The sequence below is a fragment of the Streptomyces sp. NPDC091271 genome (assembly GCF_044757505.1).
Lineage (GTDB): Bacteria > Actinomycetota > Actinomycetes > Streptomycetales > Streptomycetaceae > Streptomyces.
Window position 1 is genome coordinate 221,455 of the sequence record NZ_JBIVVD010000003.1, and the last position, 17,587, is coordinate 239,041.

A 17,587-nucleotide genomic window follows, 5' to 3' on the forward strand; every position below is an offset into this window, starting at 1 on the left:
CGCGCCAAGTGATAACTGTCGACAGTTGACACGAACCCGAGAGGTGGACGTAACTGATGCACACCGTGGTGGCCGAGGTATGGCGTGGCGAGTTCCTGGAGTCCGTGCACCACGGGACGGTTCTCGCGACCGGCCCGGACGGGTCCGAGAGCGTACGGATCGGGGACGTCGATGCCCCGATGTATCCGCGCTCGTCCAACAAGCCCATCCAGGCGCTCGGCATGCTACGCGCCGGACTCGACCTGGACGGCCCGCTCCTGGCGCTGAGCTGTGCCAGCCACTCCGGTGAGGACATACACCTGGAGGGCGTGAGGGCGATCCTGGCGTCGGCCGGCCTCGGAACGGACGCGCTGCGCTGCACGGCGGCCCTGCCGATCGGCGAGGACGCGCTGCGCGCGTATCTCGCGGGTGGGGGGCAGCCCTCACCGCTGACGATGAACTGCTCGGGCAAGCACGCCGCGATGCTGGCGACCTGCGTCACCAACGGCTGGGACACCGCCACCTACCTCGACCCCCGGCACCCGCTCCAGGTGCTGCTGCGCGAGACGCTGGAGGAGACGGCGGGCGAGAAGATCGCGGCCACAGGCATCGACGGCTGCGGCGCGCCGCTGTTCGCCATCAGCCTGCGCGGCCTCGCCCGGGCGTTCGGCCGCCTGGCCTCGGCGCCGGAGGGAAGCCTCGAACACCGCGTGGCCCAGGCGATGAACACGCACCCGCGCTACGTCGGTGGCACCGGACGTGACGTGACACGGCTCATGGGCGCCCTGCCGGGCGCCGTCGCCAAGGACGGCGCCGAGGGTGTCTACGCCCTCGGGCTGCCCGACGGATCGGCGGTCTCGCTGAAGATCGCCGACGGCTCCCAGCGTTCCCGGCCCGTGGTGATGATCGCGGCACTGCGCCATCTCGGGGTGGACGTGGACTCAGACGGCACCCTGGCCGCCCTCGCCACCGCACCGGTCCTCGGCCACGGCAAGGTGGTGGGCTCGATCCGGCCCACATTCTGAGGGGCGGGGGTACTCCAGGGCCGAACTGCCGGACCTGCCCCAGGTCGCGGCATGGCCCCGCCCTCCCCGGCGTCGCTGGAAAGCTACGGACACCCAAACCACCCGAAACCGGGCCCATGTGTGTCCGCAGCCTCCCACCGACCAACTGACCAGCCGCCCGGTCAGGTCGTGGGGGCGTTGTGGAGGTCGATCATCGTGCGGACGGGGGGTGGCAGCCAGTCGTCGGACTGCTGGGGGATCCGGGTGAGCTGTTCCAGGACGTCGGCGCTGGTCGGGCGCTCCGCCGGGTTGCGGGCGATGCAGCGGGTGATGACGGAGACGAGGGTCGACGGCAGGAGTTCAAGGGCCGACTCGAGCGTCTGGCCGTCCGGGAAGGGCACGGCCCCGGCGGCGTGGCAGAGCACCATGCCGTAGGCGTAGATGTCGCTGGCGGGGGTGCTCGCCGAGCCCTCCTTCTGCTCCGGGGCCAGGAATCCCTGCGTGCCGACGATGATGTTGGTGCGGGTCAGCGCGGTGCTGTCGAAGGCCCGTGCGATACCGAAGTCGATGACACGCGGGCCCGTCCCGGAAATGATGATGTTGCCGGGCTTGAGGTCGCGGTGGATGATGCCGCAGGAGTGGATCCCCTCCAGCGCCTCGGCGATACCGAGGGCAAGGGTGTGAAGGGTCCTCGGGGGCATCGCACCGTGCTGCTTGAGTACGTCATGGAGCGACGGGCCGGGAATGTACTCGGTCACCAGCCACGGGTGTTCGCTGTTCGCGTCGGCGTCGACCACGGCGGCGGTGTGGAATCCGCCGACGCGGCGTGCGGATTCGATCTCGCGGGCGAACCGCCGGCGGAATGTCGGGTCGGCGGCGAACTCGTTGTGGACGACCTTGACGGCGACCATGCGCTCGCCGGGGGACCTGCCGAGGAAGACCGTGCCCATGCCACCCTGGCCCAGCCTCGCCGTCAGGTGGTACCGGCCGATGCGCCGCGGATCGTCCTTCCGCAGTGGCTCGTGCCCGAGCTGCCGGGGCACCAGGACGGGAGCCGCCGGAGCGGCGGGGCTCGGCGCGTTCCCGGCGGCGAGGATCGCGGCCACGTCGCGCTGTGTCTCCGCATCCGTCAACGCGGCCCTTCTGGCGCCCTCCGCGATGAGGATGGCGGACTGCCTGCTGCCCTCCGCGGCGAGAATCGTGGCGCGCTTGTCCCGGTCGGCGCGCAACTCCGTCTCCATCGCCTCCTGGAGGGAGGCCGGAGGGTCGATGGACTTGACCTCGACACGGTTGACGACGATGCCCCACTTGCCGGTGGCTCCGTCGAGGGCTTCGCGCAGGGCCGCGTTGATCTCCTCGCGGGAGGCCAGGGTGCGTTCCAGGTCCATGCCGCCGACGGCTTTGCGCAGCGCGGTGACGGTGAGCTGCTCGACCGCCTGGATGTAGCCGGCGACCTCGTAGGTGGCGGCGCGGGGATCGGTCACCTGGCAGTAGATCACCGTATCGATGCTGATGACCAGGTTCTCCCGGGTGAGCACGGGCTGGGGCGGGAAGGAGATGACCTGCTCGCGGAGGTCGATCCGGTTGCGTACGGAGTCGATGAACGGGACGACGATGTGCAGCCCGGCACCCAGCGTGCGGGCGTAGCGGCCGAAGCGCTCCACGATGGCGGCGCTGGCCTGCGGGACGACGTGGACCGCCTTGACCAGGGCGAGGAGGACGAGGAGAACCACGACGACGAGGACGATCAGCCCCACACCACTCAGAGGACTGGCGACACTTTCCTCCGCGCTGAACCGCTCCACCCTGAGCCCCCTGCCCTCGGGCATTTCCACGTCGGATGATGCCGCCCCTCAGTCTTTCAGAAGTACATGGTGGCGATCCGTCAGTTTCGCAACATGCTTCGAATTACGGGCAACAGCGGAACGGAATTCCGACTTTGTCACAGCAGGGCAACCGCTGCGCACGTCGCCGGAGTTACCTTCATCTGCTGGATAGGGTCCCCCGAAATCACTGGTGCATCATGAGGGGGTTTTCATGAGGTTCAAGCGTGTGGGCCGGCTCGGTACGACAGGCGCGTTGGTCGCAGCGTCACTCGGCGCGTCGATCGTCCTCACTCCGTCGTCGGCATCCGCGGAGAGCGCCTGGGAGTGCTACGGCACCGGGGTCAAGCGCTGCGCCGCCGTCTGGTGGGACGAGACAGCCGACACCTACCGGGCGCGGGCGAAGATCACCGACGTCGCGGGTGGTGGCAGTTACCAGGTCAAGGTCACCGACGTGAAGCTCCAGCGCTTCAGCGGCAACGGCTGGGTGACGCTGCGCACCGCGACGGACGGCGACGGCTGGAAGGACACCGAGGACCTGGCCGGCACCACCACCGTCGACCCGTGCAAGTGGCCGACGTCGAGTTTCGGTGTGGTGGCGACGTTCAGCTGGAAGGGGGCGTCCTCGGGTGAGAAGACCTGGCGTCCCAACAACTCGTGGGCCCTGCTCTGCGACTGAGCGGCCGTACGCGTCCGTCCCGCCCCGGAGGTGCGGGACGGACGCGCACCCCGGCACCCGTCCCGGACGCTCCGTGACCGGGCCTTGACTTGGAGTGCGCTCCAGCGCCTAGCGTCCCGGCCATGACCACACCTCAGCGCAGGATCGGATCGGGCTTCGGCGCCCGGAGCACCACGGACGACGTCCTGAGCGGGATCGACCTGTCCGGCAGCACCGCGATCGTCACCGGTGGCTACTCGGGACTCGGCCTCGAGACGACCCGCGCCCTGGCGGGTGCCGGAGCCCGAGTCGTGGTCCCCGCCCGGCGGCGGGCGGCCGCCGAGGCTGCGCTCGCGAGCATCGACGGCGTCGAGACCGAGGACCTCGACCTCTCCGACCTCGAAAGCGTCCGCGGGTTCGCCGAGCGGTTCCTGGCATCGGGGCGCGAGGTCGACATCGTGATCAACAACGCCGGCGTCATGGCCTGCCCGGAGACGCGGGTAGGCCCCGGATGGGAGGCGCAGTTCGCCACCAACCACCTCGGCCACTACGCGTTGATCAACCACCTCTGGCCGGCGATCGCCCCTGGTGGCGCGCGCGTGGTCGCGGTGTCCTCCGGCGCCCACGGAGCCGGAATGCACTGGGACGACGTGCAGTTCGAGCGGGGTTACGACAGATGGCGGGCGTACGGACAGGCGAAGGCGGCGAACGTGCTCTTCGCCGTGCAGCTCGACGCGCTCGGCCGTGACGCCGGAGTCAGGGCGTACGCGCTGCATCCGGGCAGCATCCTCACCCCGCTGCAGCGCCACCTCGCGAAGGCGGACATGGTCGACGCGGGATGGATCGACGAGAACGACAACCCGACCGACCCCACCTTCAAGACGCCCGAGCAGGGCGCGGCGACGCAGGTGTGGGCGGCGACCTCGCCCCGGCTGGCGGACATGGGCGGCGTGTACTGCGAGGACTGCGACATCGCCGAACCGGCTCGTGACGGCTCGGAAGGCGGCGTGCACGCGCACGCGACCGACCCCGAGCAGGCCGCCCGCCTGTGGGCGCTGTCGGCCGGCCTCACGGGCGCCGACGCTTTCGCGGCGGCGACCTGAGCACTGTCCCGTGACCGGGCGGCGAGGCCGCGGCGGATCCCTGACCGGCTGTGTCAGTGGCCGGTGACAGGGTCACCGCAGCCATGTCGCCGACGAAGTCGGCGGCTCAGGCCGTCGTGAGGGCGAAGATCGCGGCACTCGAGAACGAGGTCGCCCACAGACAGCAGGTAATCCCCTCCCCGCAACACACTGTCGAGTGCCGACACCGATACCTCGACGACTGTCCGGACTGCGCGACCTTCGTCCGCGGCGCTTGAGCCGCACTCGCTCTGAGACCGGCGGCCCGGTCGGTGCCCACGCCACCGTCGTGAACGTCATGACCCGCAACACCTAGGGTCTTTCGTTCGGATCAGGCTGGATCAGGGAGCGGGGTCTGGTGGTGGGGGGCACCTCCCACGCCGTTCAGGCTGTGGGGGAGCATCGCAAGGCGGAGGAGGGAGCAATGGCGGAGCCATGGCGACCGACGACAACGCCGCGAGGTGCGGTGCCAGGGCACGCGAGCCCAGCATGATCCAGACGAGAGGCCCTAGGCTCGGCCCCATGCTGAAACTCGGAATCCCCGTCATCGGTGTCACGGACATCCCCCGCGCAGTGACCTTCTGGACCGAGGCGCTGAATCTGGTCGTCGCTGAGGAGTGGGCGAGCGACACCTGGCGGACGCTCCTGCACTCCGACGGCTCGGGCCGGGCCCTCGGCCTGATGCAGAGTGCTTCCCCTGCCGAGCCTCGCCCCCGTCTCCACCTGGACCTCTTCACGGACACGGCCGAGGAACAACAGGCGGAGGTGCGGCGCCTGGTCGGCCTGGGCGCGCAGACGGTCGACTGGGACCTGTACCCGCCGGAGCCCGACTTCGTCGTGCTCGCCGACCCGGACGGCAACATCTTCTGCGTGGTGGACCTGAGCCACGCACCCAGCGGCGGGGGCCAGGAGCGGACGCCCTGACGAGCGGCCCCTGTCTGCCGGGTGGTCAGAAGCCCACAGCGCCATCGTCCAGCCGTTCGGCGACCACGGGTACCTGAAGGCTTCCAGGTACCCGTGACCGGCATCCGCAGCCACGACGGGGCTGGCGCGGCGATGGCGAAAGCGTGGCCCTCCGCCGAAGACACCGGCGCGGGGAGGGCCAGTCAAGCGCCAGTTCGCGGGGTGGCGCCGTCGCAGCTCTCGATGATGCCGGAGATGAAGTGGCGGGTGCTCTCGGGACTGAGCGCCTCGGCCTGCAGGTGAGCGTAGATGCGCGCGTAGTGCTCCTGGTCGGAACGTTTCTCCAGATAGAGGTCGCTGGTTGTTCCTTCGAGGTACACGACCCCCGCTTCGGGGTTGTCCGCGAAGCTCAGGATCGAGAACTGCCCTGCGATGCCAGGAAGGGCGCCGGCGCTGTACGGGAAGACCTGCACGGTGATGTGCGGCTCGGCGCTCAGTGCGTTCAGGTGTTCCAGTTGTTCGCGCATGAGGCCGGGGCTGCCGACCACTCGACGCAATGTCGATTCGTCGAGGATGACTTCGAGGCGCAGCGGGTCGGCGGGGTCGTAGATCCGGTGCTGGCGGCGCAGTCGTACCTTCAGGCGGTTGGACGACTGCTCGGAGGTGACCAGAGGGATCGTTTCCTCGATGACTGCTTGGGCGTAGGCGGGGGTCTGCAGCAGGTCGGGGACGACCATGGGTGCGAAGCAGCGGATGGAGGCGGCGTCGGTCTCCAGTCCGATGTAGATGCTGTAGGGGATGTCGCCGTAGGCGTTCCACCAGCCCTGTTGCGCGGACTCTTCCGCCATCCGCATCAGGGAGTCGAGTACCTGCTGGTCGGTGACGCCGTAGAGGGTGCACAGGTCGCGGACGTCGCGCGGGCTGATGGCGCAGTGACCGTTCTCCAGGCGGCTGATCTTCGGCTGGGAGATCAGGAGGCGCCGTGCGACCTGCCCGCCGGTCAGCCCGCTGTCGATGCGGAGTCGACGGAGCTCGGCTCCCAGGCGGCGCTTCCTGACGGTGGGGCTCATCCTCGTAACCACGGGCAGTGCATCTCCGGGTGCAGTGGGCGCACTGTTGCTCAACAGACGGCCAAGATCAACATATTGAGCGCATTCTGCATCGCCGGGGTGAGGTGTTGTGCAACCGCGTGAAGGAGTCCACCCGCATGGCGTAACTAACACTGCGTGACAGTCCTGCACGGAAGAGGAGGTCGCCGGGCATCGGTCAGCGACTGCGGAGCATCCCGCCGCGCTCCCTCAAATGACGGGCTGGCAGGGGTCGAAGGTCAGCTCGGTCGGCTTTCGGCCGGCATCGCGCAGGCCGGTGAGCCGCCGGGCATCCGGTCACGATGGGTAGCGATGAGGCGGTAGATTCCGTGGGCGACCCACCGGACCGGTGGCAAGGTGAGCAGCCCGCCGGGCCAGGCCCAGAAGCCACCCGCGCACAGGAGGAGTTTGGCGACGGCCTGCGCGCCGCCGTACACCGTTCCTGTCGGCGAGGCGTACAGGAGTTCGTGCTGAGCTCGTCGCCGGGTGGTGCCGAGAGCATCGAGGTCTGTGAACTGCCATGGCGTGACAGCGCACTTGGGTCGCAGCCGCCGCATGAGGTAGTTCACCGAGGTGGTGCAGAAGGCGCAGTCACCGTCGTAGACCAGCACGGAGAGTGCGGATTGCTGAGGCATGGGCTCATCCTGTCTGAGTCAACTTCCCCGTGCGGGGAGCTGTCCGGCAACTGCGCGCCACGTGGGAGCCGGTGGCCGGGTTCCAGTCGCACATCGGGCGCGGTGAGATCGAGATGCTGCGGCAGGGGCCGATCCGCGCCTGGATACGCCCTATGAGGGCGGTGGCACCGGTTCAAGTTTGGTCGGGGGCGGGTCTGTGCGGCGGGTGTGCCCCTCTGCCTGAGAGGACCGGCCCGGTCGGCTTGTTCGGCCACTTGCTCAGGAACCCGGACGTCCCGCACCTCCTGCTCACGGCAGGAGATGCGGGGACGAGGCAGCGCGATCGGTCTGCGGCGCCTGGCCTGTGTGCGGGCATCGGGCGGGTTGCCCGTACGTGCCCTGCGGCAGTGGGCGTCGTAGTCGTACGAGACCGCAGTGCCGGGCGCTCAGCGCGGATCGGGGACCAGCTTGTCCTTGTCGGCGGCTTTGCCGGCGGCTTTGTCGGCGGAGGTGGCACGCCCCTTCCCCGGAGCGGACTGCTGACCCGCGGTGGCCAGGCCACCTCTGAGTTGTGGAGGTACGGGCGAGGAGCCCGGCCCCTCGGAAGTGCTGTGCCGCCGCAGGCCGACTCGCGCAGCCATGCGCCGGACGGAGCGGGCCAGGAACATGTAGAAGCGGTCGGGGAGGAACGCCGCGTCGGCCACGATCATGGCCCCGGAGAACAGGGGGAGCCCCATGAGCACCGCGATGCCGATGTGCATACCCAGCAGCATGGCGAGCACGGGGTACTTCAGCCTGCCGAAGAGCACGAAGGGGAAGGCGACCTGCAGAAGCACGGTGACGTAGCTGGCGACCGCGATCACGGTCGGGTACTGATCCACGAGGTGCGAGAGCGCCGGCCAGGGCTGGAAGAGTTCGAGGTTCAGCACGTAGTGGATGGCGGTACCCCCGCCCCACGAGGCGCCCTGGACCTTGTACAGGCCGGCTGCCCCGTAGAGGAGGCAGACCTGGGCTGCGATGACGAAGAGCCCGCAGTTGTGCACCGCGGTCGTCAACGTGGTCCGCGCATCGTTCAGTTGCCGCAGCCAGAAACTCTTGCTCGGTGCTGGTGGCGCTGTGCCCGCTCGTGCGACGGCTCGCCGGGTCCTGCGCGCATCTAGGGACCAGCGCCGGCCGCACGCGGTGAGGACGAGGTAGAGGGCCATCAGCAGGATCAGGTTGTCTCCCCCGTCCGTCATGAAGATCGCCCTCGCGTGGAAGGAGACCACCACGACCGCGAACAGGACGGACATGATGCGGGTTCGCCAGCCCAGCGTGAACAGGACCGACGTCACCACGGCAGCGGCATAGCAGAGCTCGAAGTAGGTACGGCTGCCGGACAGAGTCAGGATGCTGTTCCAGCCCGACTGCTCGAAGAGCTGCTGGGCCAGCTCCGGTGTCCACGGCGAGCCGGGGCCCCAGATCTCGTTCCGGTGCGGGAACTCACGCAAGAGGAAGGACAGATACAGCAGTCCGTACCCGATGCGCAGAACCGCGGTCGCGTACAGAGACATCGGCCGGTCGGTCACCAGAGCCCAGAACGCGCCGGCCCGCTCACTCAGCCACCGGACGACGACTCTGTCCGCTGTCGCCTGTTGTGCCGGCCGGTCCGGGGTCGCGGCCGGGGACGGGAATGGGGGGAGTTGCTCAGTTCCCATGAGGGGTCACCTTCCACCAGGGCAGAAGCCGGTTCTCGACCGGGGCGGGCGGACGCTTGGAAGCCGCCGTGCCGGGAGCCGCGATCGGCAGCGTCAGAACACGAAGCTGGATGAACTCGAACGGACCGCTGTTGTGGTCCGCGAAGCGGTCAGCGGCGATGTTGCGCAGGTACTGCTGCAGCATCACGGCCCGTTCCGAGCTCGCTCCGTCGTCGCCGCCGTGCAGTTCGACGTAGGTCGTCCACGCGCGGCGCAGCAGGTTCTGCGCCGTGTGGCTCGGGAACGCGTTGTGCTCGACTGCCGAAGAATCCACAGCGGCCAGGTCGAACCAGCCGCTCACCCGGACCGATCCATCCGGTGCGGTGTGCGACGTCCTCGCCAGGATCTGCCTGTTGACGGAGTCGGGATCCGGGGCGAACAGCCGCCAGTTCTGCTCGAACAGGGGGTACACCCACGCGTTCACCTGCGGGCTGTACCGCTTCGAAACAGGATTCGCGGGTGCCACATGGAGAAAGACCATGGCGACGTGAGTCAAAGCTGTCACCAGGCACAGAAGCACCACGGTGAACAAACCCTTGTGCAGGGCGCGGGCAGCTCTCGCCCGGTTCGGCGAAACAGCCTCATCGTCACCGCCGGCGCCGGGCGGACCGGACTCGGACTGTTGCACTTCTTCCGTGTCCACTGCTTGCATGCCGCCTGACACCGCCCACCCAGTTCTTCTCATGCCAACTCTCGCAATTAAGGCTGTTGTCGCGAATACCACTGACGGCATGCGGCAGATAGGAGAATCCGCCGCATGCCGTCGAGCTGTCATCCAGTCATCCGATACCTGCGGTCAGTCCGAGACCTGGCCCCCGTGAGCCTCGGAACCGCCGTGCCGGATCCGGGACCTAGCCCGCGTGACCCTCAGGGCCACCCTGTGCATCGGGCTTGTCCCCGTAGCCGTGGTGCTCGCCGTGCTTGTCGTCGCCACCGTGCCCAGGCTTGCCTTCGGGACCGTGGCCCGGCTTGCCTTCGGGACCGTGCCCAGGCTTGCCCTCGTGGCCCTTGTCCGGTCCACCGTCGTGACCGTTACCCGGGCCGCCGTGGCCCGGACCGCCGTTACCCGGACCGCCCTGGCCCGGACCTTCGTGGCCGGGGCCGCCGGGACCGCCACCGTGGCCGCCGGTGACGTTCCCCGAGGTGTCACCGCCGGTCGTGTTGCCCGCGACGTTCCCGGAGGTGTTGCCGGAGATGTTTCCGGACGTACCGCCGGACACCTGGCCGGCGACCAGTCCGCCGGTCGAGACGCCGCCAAGCAGGCCGCCGACCGCGCCCGTCGTCGCACCGCCGGTCGTCACGCCGCCCAGCACGCCACCCAGGACACCGGTGGTGGTGCCGGTCGTCGTTCCGGTTGTGGTCCCGGTCGTGGTCCCGGTGGTGGTGCCGGTCGTCGTTCCGCCCGTGGTCGTGGTCGAGCACGTTCCGGGGAAGATCCGGTTGTTGTCGAGCGTCACCGCACCGTTGCGAGCCAGCGCACGGCCCTGGATGTTCGTCCCCGTGGTCACGCTGATCGAGGTCAGAGCCATGATCGTGCCGACGAACGTGGAGGTGGTACCCAGCGTGGCCGAACTGCCGATCTGCCAGTACACATTGCAGGCAGACGCGCCGTTCGTCAGAAGCACCCGGCTGGACGACGCCGTGGTCAGAGCCTCAGGAATCTGGAACACCCAGACCGCGTTCGGGTTCCCTCCGGCATCCAGGACCAGGTCACCGGTGAGCCCCACACCCGACGAAGCGGTGTACACACCCGGAAGCAGCGTGTCGCCGTTCCCGATACCCGCCGCAAGAGCGAAGTCCGTGGCCTGGCCCGCAGCGTTGTTGTAAGCCACGACCAGATCGCTCTTGGCCTGCAGCGCCGCAGCATCCGCGGAATGCACCGCACCGAGCACCTGCCCGGGCGGGAATCCGGAAATAGCCGTCCCCGGGCTCACCCCGAGATCCTGACTGATGACCGAGGGCCCCGTGTTCGTGATCTCCGAACCCGCCAGAACGGAGTACGAGGCAGCCGTGCCCAACGGCACGGGAGTTGCGATGGCCAGCGCCTGTGTAGGCGTTACAGCGACCATGACACCGGCAACGGTCGCGGCAAGCCCCGAGGCAAACCAGCCGGACAAAGCACGGCGGGAAGCCAGCTTTGGGATCTTCAACTTCATCGAGAGGCCATTTCCTGTCGGAGAGTCCTGGTCCACGGCACACCCGGCCCAGCCAAACGTCCGGGCAGCCGTCACGTTGCCGCCGAATATTACGCATGAAATTTACGCGCGACGGACAAAAGCCCCTGGATTACCGCGGTAACGACCCGCCAATAAAATGAAAATAGATGATTAGGCGACGTAGATCATAGGCTCATTCACTCCAGCGCGCCCCTTTCCTTAACTCGCATGACGCAATGTCACAGCTGCTGAGGCAAGAAAACCCGCCCTCGATCGCATCGTGCCGCCGTCCAGGTGAGATCAATGGACTGCTGCCGCACGGGCGCGGCACGCCCACGACCTCATCTCTCGCACAGACTCAACACATTCGTCCCCCGGCGGCACTGCTGGGGCGATCCTGATCGCCCATACATACGACGCGAAGAACGCGAAGCCCGTACTCGGTGCGCGCTTCAGGGAAGGACGGCAGAGCCCGCCCGCGTGAATTCGGGGCAGAGCCACTGGCCGGAGACCGGCAGCTGCGCCTGCATCAACATCGAGACCGGGCACGCCGCGGCGGAGGGTAACGGCGAGGTCCTTATTGGGCGGCTCGGCCACACGCGGACGCCCCGGCCCCCGTGGACAGGGCGCACTCCGCCCAGACCGTCTTGCCAGGGCCCACGCGGTGATGAACGCCCCAACGGGTGGCGAGCGCGTCGACGAGGATCAGTCCACGGCCGTGGTCCTCGTCGGAGGCCGGCACGACGAGGGCGGGGTGGGCCGAGTGGGTGTCGGACACCTCGATACGGATGACGCCCTGGCCGTCGTCGTGACGGAGGAGCACAGCGAAATCCCTCCCGGGTACACGGCCGTGCAGTACGGCGTTCGCGGTGAGCTCGGCGACGACGATCGTGACCGTGTCGTGGTCGTCCGCACCGCGAGGGTGCCCCCACTCGACCAACTGCAGTCCGGCAAGCAGGCGAGCGAGGCGGGCTCCGCGTCGGGTCGCGGAGAAGCGCTGCACGAACAGCCGCGTGGTGGCGGCGGAGAGGGCACGAGGGGCTGGCATGGGGCCCAGCCTGCTGCGGAGGTGAGGCCGCGCGGCAGGCACGGAGCCGATACAGATCGGCTTGTACTGGTTCACGCGCTGGACTGGGAGAGTCACTGTACGTAACCCTTGCTTGTGGCCCACGAGCGGGCGCAGCGCAGGGGAGAGGTGACCGGGCATGGCTTCGGACAACGGCGGCGGGGGACACTGTGGCGAGCCGGAGTCGTCGGACAGTCTGAAAACGTTCGGGGCCGTACTCAAGGCGCTACGCGAGGAAGCGCACCTGACGCAGGAGCAGTTCGCGCCTCGGGTGCAGTATTCGGCGGCGTACATCGCCAAGATCGAGCAGGGCAAGCGATTCCCGCCGAGGGACTTGCTGGAGCGTTCGGAGGAGGTACTGGGAGCGGCGGCGGCGCGGGTGCTGGCGGCGGCGGCCAAGAGCCTGACGCGGAAGGTGGGGCTGGCGTCGTGGTTCCTGCAGTGGGCGGCCATCGAGGAGAACTCGATTTCGCTCTACTCGTACGAGCCCAGCGTGATTTCAGGCCTCCTGCAACCGGAGCCGTACATCTGCGCGCTCTTCGAGCGCCGCCTTCCGCCCCTCGCTGAGGAACAGTTCGAGGATCAGGTCACCGCCCGACTGGAACGGCAGCTTCTCCTTACAGAGCGGCCGAACACCACGTTCAGCTTCATCATCGAACAGGCGCTGCTGGAACGGCGTATGGGGGGCAACGAGGTCACGCTGGCCCTCCTCGACCACCTGCTCACGGTGGGCCGACTGCGGAACGTCGAGATCCAGGCCATGCCACTGATTCAGGAGGACCATTCAGGCTTCGAAGGGCCTCTCTCCTTGGCCGAGACGGCAGAGAACCAGTGGGTGGGATACATCGAGGCCCACGACAGCAGCATGCTGATCACCGACCCGAAACCCGTAAGCGCGATGCTTCAGCGCTATGGCAAGATGCGCTCGCAGGCCCTGAGCCATCAAGCCACTGCGAGTCTGCTGGAGCAGATGCGAGGAGCGCTATGAGCACCACCGAACTTGCTTGGTTCAAGAGCAGCTACAGCGGTGGCGGCGGCGGCAACTGTGTGGAGATCGCTGTTTGTCCCGAGGCTGTACTGGTCCGGGACTCGAAGGACACGCAGGGGCACGTACTGACTATCTCTCCTCGTGCGTGGTCAGCGTTCGCAGGGCTGGCTGCCGCCTCATGCGTCTAAGTGTCGGCTGCCCGGCGGTTTTTACTGTGTGTTTCTCCGCGGGTGATGGCCCCCAAGGGTGCCTGCAACCAGCCCTATCTGCGGTGGTACCCGGCCCACCGTGCCCCGCCGGCTGACCCCAGGACTTCGTTCACCACGTCCGCGAAGTGGCCTTCTCCATCGGTCCTACCGGACATCTCTGCAGCCGCACCTGCTGTGAGACGTCTGTGCAATTCCGGATCGGCTGCTGCGAGTCGTCGTGAGAGCCACTTGCCACCGCCGAGCCAGTGCCCGTCCGTGAGCAAGGCCAACTCCGAGGCTCGCTGCAACAGGTCCGCCACCAGGTACGTCCGCTCCAAGGGGTCTGTGCAGCCACGGAGGTCGTCCAGAGTGTCGGTGAGTGCGTACCGTCTGTCTTCCATTTCGGTCGCTGATGCGGGGGGTGGCCCCGCTGCCAACCGTTCCCGGGACTCGGCCTGCAGGGCAGCTCCAAGCCCGTCCACATCGGTCAGCAACAGGCCTTCCGCGCACATGGCCAGCAGCGGCGATCTGCGAACGGCCGTCTCCCGCTCAGCGAAGAGACGCCAATCGGCCTCGGTCTGGACGAACAGCTCCACCGGCCAGCCATCGTGTATCAGGCTCTCCCGGAAGGGGGCAGGCGGGCCGGTCAGCAGCACCACGATGTCCAGGTCGGACATACGTGTGCGGTGGTGTGTCAGCACGCTGCCGGCCAGGAAGGCGGCTCGGGCCGCAGGGAAACGGTCCCGCACCAGTTTCTCGGCGATCCTCACATGATCCATCGTGACAGTGTGACGCTGCGAGAGGCCTCAGGCACTGGAATTTCAGGCCGGTTGCCCAGCGGTGGCCCTCTGGCCCTGCCGCTGGAGCAGTGTCCGGCGGACCGTCGGTGGGCGACATCTGCCTGATACCGTCCGGCGTGAACTTCACCTCCGGCGGGACAGACGGGCCACATCTGGACGCCGCTGCTCAGGTACAGGCTGAACGTGGCAACAACGTATGTGGATCCCTTACAGCAACAGCCGGCGCTCAACACGCTGCCGAGGCGTTCCGCTCCATTGGCTGGGCGGTCCGCCGTTCGAGCTGGACCGAATTTCAGGTTGAGAGTGTCTTCGCTGAGCTTGAAGTGATGCCGATGAACCCCGTGGTGTTCAGCGGGTTCGTGGACCCCGGCCGCATCGCTGTCCTCCTGGCAGCCCTGGAGGAGATAGGTATGCCATTCACCGTCGAGTTCGAAGACGACGATGGGCAGGAGCACATCTACCACTCCGCAGCTCAGCCTAATGGCTGACTGATAGTTGCATGCATCGATGAACTGCACGGCCCATCCTTGCCCCGGGTGAGACCGACTTGCCATGTCGCCTGTTCGGGCGGGCAGGTTTCAGAATCCAGTGCCTCTTGCACCTAAGGTCAGGGGAGTATGGCCTTGGCTGGTGACGGTCACAGTTTTGGCACCACAGTGAAGGGGAGCTGAGCAGCCCATTCAGCCAGCGATCCCGCGGCGTCCTTGCGTAGCGCGCCCTCCACGGAGACCTCCTGTAGCCGCGGCCGCTCCGCGTTCGGCAGCGCGAGCTCACGGTAGAACTGCAGATCCTCGAACCCGTTCACAGCGACATCTCGACTGGTCGCCGCGTAGACGAGGCGTGGGATACGAGCCCAGTAGCACGCCACGAGGCACATCGGGCAGGGCTCACTGCTGGAGTACATGACCGCGTTCTCCATGAGGTGGTTCTCCAGTGCTCTGCCGGCTGCCCGCAGCGCCATCATCTCCGCATGCGCTGTCGGGTCGTGCAGTTCCACCACTGAGCTTGTGCCCGTCCCCTTGATCTCTCCGTCGATGACGATCAGGGCCCCGAAGGGAGTCTTCCCCTCGTCCTCCAACGCGTGGCGGGAGACCGCGATCGCCTTCTCCAAAAAGGCGTGATCTTCTGGCGACTCGTTGGAGTACGGCAACGGGATCTCCCTCATCTCACATGTGCACGGATGGATCGCTGTCGCTGAACGGACCCGACAGATCAACGTCGTAACCCGTCAGCGGCGTTGTCATGCCTGGGGCTCCGATGACTCGCAGTGCTGACTCTGCCTGCTCCTCGTCGGACCACTGGCCGTTCGCCCGCACGGCGACCATATCCGGCAGGGGAGGCTCGGGGCAGTCGCCGGGGATGATGAGCCGGTGTACCGCTGGGGACGGCGTCGACAGCAGGGAGCAGGCGGCAGCCATCCTGAACTGCCATTCGTCGAACGACGCTGCCAGAGTCCGGAAGTCGGCCTGTCGGCTCAGAGCGATCGGCAGGTTGTGCAGCACGACCCTGTCGATCCTGAGGCTGCTGCCGCGCCGGACCTGCGCGGTCAGCAGCGCTTCGTCCACGGCATTGCGCAGCGCCAACTTGTTCGGCCGCAGCCAGCCGATACCGCACTGGACTATCACAGCCGCCTGGACGGACGGCCGCAACAGCTGAGCAGTGCGTCGTCTCCACACATCACTGTCCATGACCCACCCGTGTGTGAGCGCCGACCAACTGCATGACTCTGAGACCGTGCACCACCGAGTCGCCAGGCTCTCCCCGATGGCCGGCATCGGGAAGAACTCTGGCTGCCAGCTCATCGGCAGCCGCCAGAGCCGGGCCTGGAAGCCTGGCGAGAAAGGCCCTCAGCTCCTGGTCAGACCCTCCTGGAGCGAGAGGCGCCAGCCGACAGGCGATGGACAGCACCATGGCAGCAGGCCGTTCCTGGGGCTCTGTACGTGGAGCAGGTGTCCGCAGGCCCTGCTGGGTCGTGCGCTGGAGGGCCAGGCGCCATGGCGAGCGTGCTCCCTCCGCACGGCTGATGAGTGACAGGAGCTCCTCATGGGCATCGCGAGCCGTGAAGAACCAACGATGGGTCCCGAAGGAGCGGAGATAGGCCCCGAGTAACTGCGGATCTGGGGTGAACTCCGGGCGGATCAGCTCGGGTGGGTGGGGGACCCGCTGGTCCCGCAGGGTGGCGATGGCACCGACTGAGACAAGCGTCCAGAAACGGTCGAAGTCGTTCGCGGCAACGAAGACAGAGCGAGCGGCGTCGGCCTCAGGGCCGGTGGTCCGCGAGTCGGGGTTGAACAAGGCGATACGCAGTGCACCGATGACCGAGTCACCGTCCCAGTAGTTCCCCATGAACTTCGTGCCCGTGAGGATCTGGAAAACGCTGTACAGCGCGTTGGCCTGATGCGCCCCCTGGAACTCCGCGAAATCCCTGGCCCACACGAGCACGCCAACAGGATCAGTGATGACCGAGCCGGCCTCGTCCACGCTGGCGAACTGTTTGGGATCAGGATCGACAGCCAGGAGGATGCGCAGGCGGCTCTCTACCGACATGGCGACCAGTTCACGCGCCGCACGACTGGACGCGATTCCGCGTACCGACATGAGCCGGGCAGTGCTGCCCAGCCAGGCCAGGTACCTGCTCAGCTCGCCGAGCACCACGGGAGGGTCCGGCAGCTCGCGGGCCTGCCGCCGCAGGGAATCGATCAGGGATTCCCCACAGCCCACGACAACCACTGGGTCAGCACCCCGTACGAGGGCCGCGCGGGCGAGCCGGTGCAGAACCTCGAGCCGCAGGGCCACGGACGAAGCGTTCTGCCGCGGTGGTACTTCGGCTTCGACGACCTGGGCGACAAGGTGACGGATGCCGGTCGGGTCGTTCGTGCTGATGGCTTGATCAATCGCCCCTAGGTACGCGGCGATCACCGGATCGTCCAGGGCAACCCGTGGCTGTGGTCCGGTCAGGGCTGCTGCGAGGGTCTGGCGCAGAAGCCGGTTGCGGCCGCCGATGCTGGCGAGGCCGAAGAGTCGGATGAACGAGAAGATGCCGAAGATGTCGGCCAGGATGAAGAGCAGAGCGCCGTAGGTGAGGCTGATGCCGCTTTGCCCGAGCAGCCCGCAGGCGGTGAACAGCGCAGCCAGCCAACCGATGAACACCCATTCGCGGAAGGCGATATGGCTGTCGATCGCACGCAGGGACGGCCAGGAGCTGGCAGCGGAAAAGGTGAGCGCAAAGATCACGGCTTCGCCGGTGAGGAGGGTGGCGAAGAACGCGACCGTGAACTGGGTCGCGTCGACGGCGTCGTCCTGCCCGACTGGATGACGCACAGCGATCGGGACGAGTGCCAGGGCGCATAAGACCAATACGGCCTCACGGCGTACGCGTACCACTGGTGATGCCCCCCGAGCTCGGCTGAAGGCAACTCTGTCAGGGGGCGGCCGCTGATGCCAAGGCCTGGAACCGGCCTCC

The 17,587-nt window shown here is 67.6% G+C and carries 18 protein-coding genes and 1 pseudogene; 7 read left to right on the top strand and 12 right to left on the bottom strand.

The window, feature by feature from the left end; all coding sequences use genetic code 11:
* The first annotated feature begins 56 nt into the window (after window positions 1–56).
* Window positions 57–1,004, top strand: coding sequence for an asparaginase (locus ACIQM3_RS12815; RefSeq protein WP_401622922.1), 948 nt, complete (start codon window positions 57–59; stop codon window positions 1,002–1,004).
* 161 nt (window positions 1,005–1,165) lie between these two features.
* Here ACIQM3_RS12815 and ACIQM3_RS12820 read toward each other — a convergent pair whose 3' ends face one another.
* Both ACIQM3_RS12820 and ACIQM3_RS12825 read right to left on the bottom strand, forming a co-directional pair.
* Window positions 1,166–2,026 carry a serine/threonine-protein kinase gene (locus ACIQM3_RS12820; RefSeq protein ID WP_401624333.1) on the bottom strand — a complete coding sequence of 287 codons (861 nt, stop codon included), beginning with the start codon at window positions 2,024–2,026 and terminating at the stop codon, window positions 1,166–1,168.
* Window positions 2,027–2,059: 33 nt separating this feature from the next.
* Window positions 2,060–2,749: pseudogene (locus ACIQM3_RS12825) on the bottom strand (SPFH domain-containing protein); the annotation flags it as partial.
* A 271-nt stretch (window positions 2,750–3,020) separates the two neighbouring features.
* Here ACIQM3_RS12825 and ACIQM3_RS12830 point away from each other — a divergent pair.
* The 3 genes from ACIQM3_RS12830 to ACIQM3_RS12840 all read left to right on the top strand — a co-directional run bounded on the left by ACIQM3_RS12830 (window position 3,021) and on the right by ACIQM3_RS12840 (window position 5,509).
* On the top strand, window positions 3,021–3,485 hold the full coding sequence (locus ACIQM3_RS12830) for a hypothetical protein (protein ID WP_401622925.1): 465 nt from the start codon (window positions 3,021–3,023) through the stop codon (window positions 3,483–3,485).
* Between the two features lie 122 nt (window positions 3,486–3,607).
* A complete protein-coding gene (locus ACIQM3_RS12835; RefSeq protein WP_401622928.1) occupies window positions 3,608–4,567 on the top strand; it encodes an SDR family NAD(P)-dependent oxidoreductase in 960 nt (319 codons plus the stop codon).
* Between the two features lie 540 nt (window positions 4,568–5,107).
* The gene (locus ACIQM3_RS12840; protein ID WP_401622931.1) at window positions 5,108–5,509 is read left to right on the top strand and encodes a VOC family protein; all 402 of its coding nucleotides are present in this window, start codon (window positions 5,108–5,110) and stop codon (window positions 5,507–5,509) included.
* 182 nt (window positions 5,510–5,691) lie between these two features.
* Here the strand turns inward: ACIQM3_RS12840 and ACIQM3_RS12845 are convergent, their stop codons facing one another.
* From ACIQM3_RS12845 to ACIQM3_RS12870, 6 genes are all read right to left on the bottom strand, one after another.
* Window positions 5,692–6,558, bottom strand: coding sequence for a helix-turn-helix domain-containing protein (locus tag ACIQM3_RS12845; RefSeq protein WP_401622934.1), 867 nt, complete (start codon window positions 6,556–6,558; stop codon window positions 5,692–5,694).
* 257 nt (window positions 6,559–6,815) lie between these two features.
* Window positions 6,816–7,211 carry a thiol-disulfide oxidoreductase DCC family protein gene (locus tag ACIQM3_RS12850; RefSeq protein WP_401622937.1) on the bottom strand — a complete coding sequence of 132 codons (396 nt, stop codon included), beginning with the start codon at window positions 7,209–7,211 and terminating at the stop codon, window positions 6,816–6,818.
* Between the two features lie 425 nt (window positions 7,212–7,636).
* Window positions 7,637–8,887, bottom strand: coding sequence for an HTTM domain-containing protein (locus ACIQM3_RS12855; RefSeq protein ID WP_401622940.1), 1,251 nt, complete (start codon window positions 8,885–8,887; stop codon window positions 7,637–7,639).
* Window positions 8,877–9,611, bottom strand: coding sequence for a DUF5819 family protein (locus ACIQM3_RS12860; protein ID WP_401624335.1), 735 nt, complete (start codon window positions 9,609–9,611; stop codon window positions 8,877–8,879). Before ACIQM3_RS12860 ends, ACIQM3_RS12855 begins: the two co-directional genes overlap by 11 nt.
* A 166-nt stretch (window positions 9,612–9,777) precedes the next feature.
* Window positions 9,778–11,082, bottom strand: a complete 1,305-nt coding sequence (locus ACIQM3_RS12865) for an ice-binding family protein (protein ID WP_401622943.1) — start codon at window positions 11,080–11,082, stop codon at window positions 9,778–9,780.
* Between the two features lie 577 nt (window positions 11,083–11,659).
* Window positions 11,660–12,130: an ATP-binding protein gene (locus tag ACIQM3_RS12870; RefSeq protein WP_401622946.1), complete on the bottom strand. Its 471-nt coding sequence runs from the start codon at window positions 12,128–12,130 to the stop codon at window positions 11,660–11,662.
* A gap of 157 nt (window positions 12,131–12,287) precedes the next feature.
* Here ACIQM3_RS12870 and ACIQM3_RS12875 point away from each other — a divergent pair, with 157 nt between their 5' ends.
* Entirely contained in the window at window positions 12,288–13,136 is an 849-nt protein-coding gene (locus ACIQM3_RS12875) for a helix-turn-helix domain-containing protein (RefSeq protein ID WP_401622949.1), read from the top strand.
* Window positions 13,133–13,324: a DUF397 domain-containing protein gene (locus ACIQM3_RS12880; RefSeq protein WP_401622952.1), complete on the top strand. Its 192-nt coding sequence runs from the start codon at window positions 13,133–13,135 to the stop codon at window positions 13,322–13,324. The genes ACIQM3_RS12875 and ACIQM3_RS12880 overlap by 4 nt, the downstream gene beginning before the upstream one ends.
* A gap of 74 nt (window positions 13,325–13,398) precedes the next feature.
* Here ACIQM3_RS12880 and ACIQM3_RS12885 read toward each other — a convergent pair whose 3' ends face one another.
* A complete protein-coding gene (locus ACIQM3_RS12885; RefSeq protein ID WP_401622955.1) occupies window positions 13,399–14,103 on the bottom strand; it encodes a nucleotidyltransferase domain-containing protein in 705 nt (234 codons plus the stop codon).
* Window positions 14,104–14,240: 137 nt separating this feature from the next.
* On the opposite strand from ACIQM3_RS12885, the gene ACIQM3_RS12890 reads away from it, so the two are divergent.
* Complete coding sequence (locus tag ACIQM3_RS12890; protein WP_401622957.1) at window positions 14,241–14,612, top strand: hypothetical protein; 372 nt, start codon at window positions 14,241–14,243, stop codon at window positions 14,610–14,612.
* Window positions 14,613–14,761: 149 nt separating this feature from the next.
* Here ACIQM3_RS12890 and ACIQM3_RS12895 read toward each other — a convergent pair whose 3' ends face one another.
* Genes ACIQM3_RS12895 through ACIQM3_RS12905 form a run of 3 tightly spaced genes read right to left on the bottom strand, consistent with a single transcriptional unit; the run spans window position 14,762 to window position 17,445 of the window.
* Entirely contained in the window at window positions 14,762–15,289 is a 528-nt protein-coding gene (locus tag ACIQM3_RS12895; protein WP_401622959.1) for a nucleoside deaminase, read from the bottom strand.
* Between the two features lies 1 nt (window position 15,290).
* Complete coding sequence (locus ACIQM3_RS12900; RefSeq protein WP_401622962.1) at window positions 15,291–15,812, bottom strand: hypothetical protein; 522 nt, start codon at window positions 15,810–15,812, stop codon at window positions 15,291–15,293.
* On the bottom strand, window positions 15,802–17,445 hold the full coding sequence (locus ACIQM3_RS12905) for a hypothetical protein (protein ID WP_401622964.1): 1,644 nt from the start codon (window positions 17,443–17,445) through the stop codon (window positions 15,802–15,804). The genes ACIQM3_RS12900 and ACIQM3_RS12905 overlap by 11 nt, the downstream gene beginning before the upstream one ends.
* Window positions 17,446–17,587 lie beyond the last annotated feature (142 nt).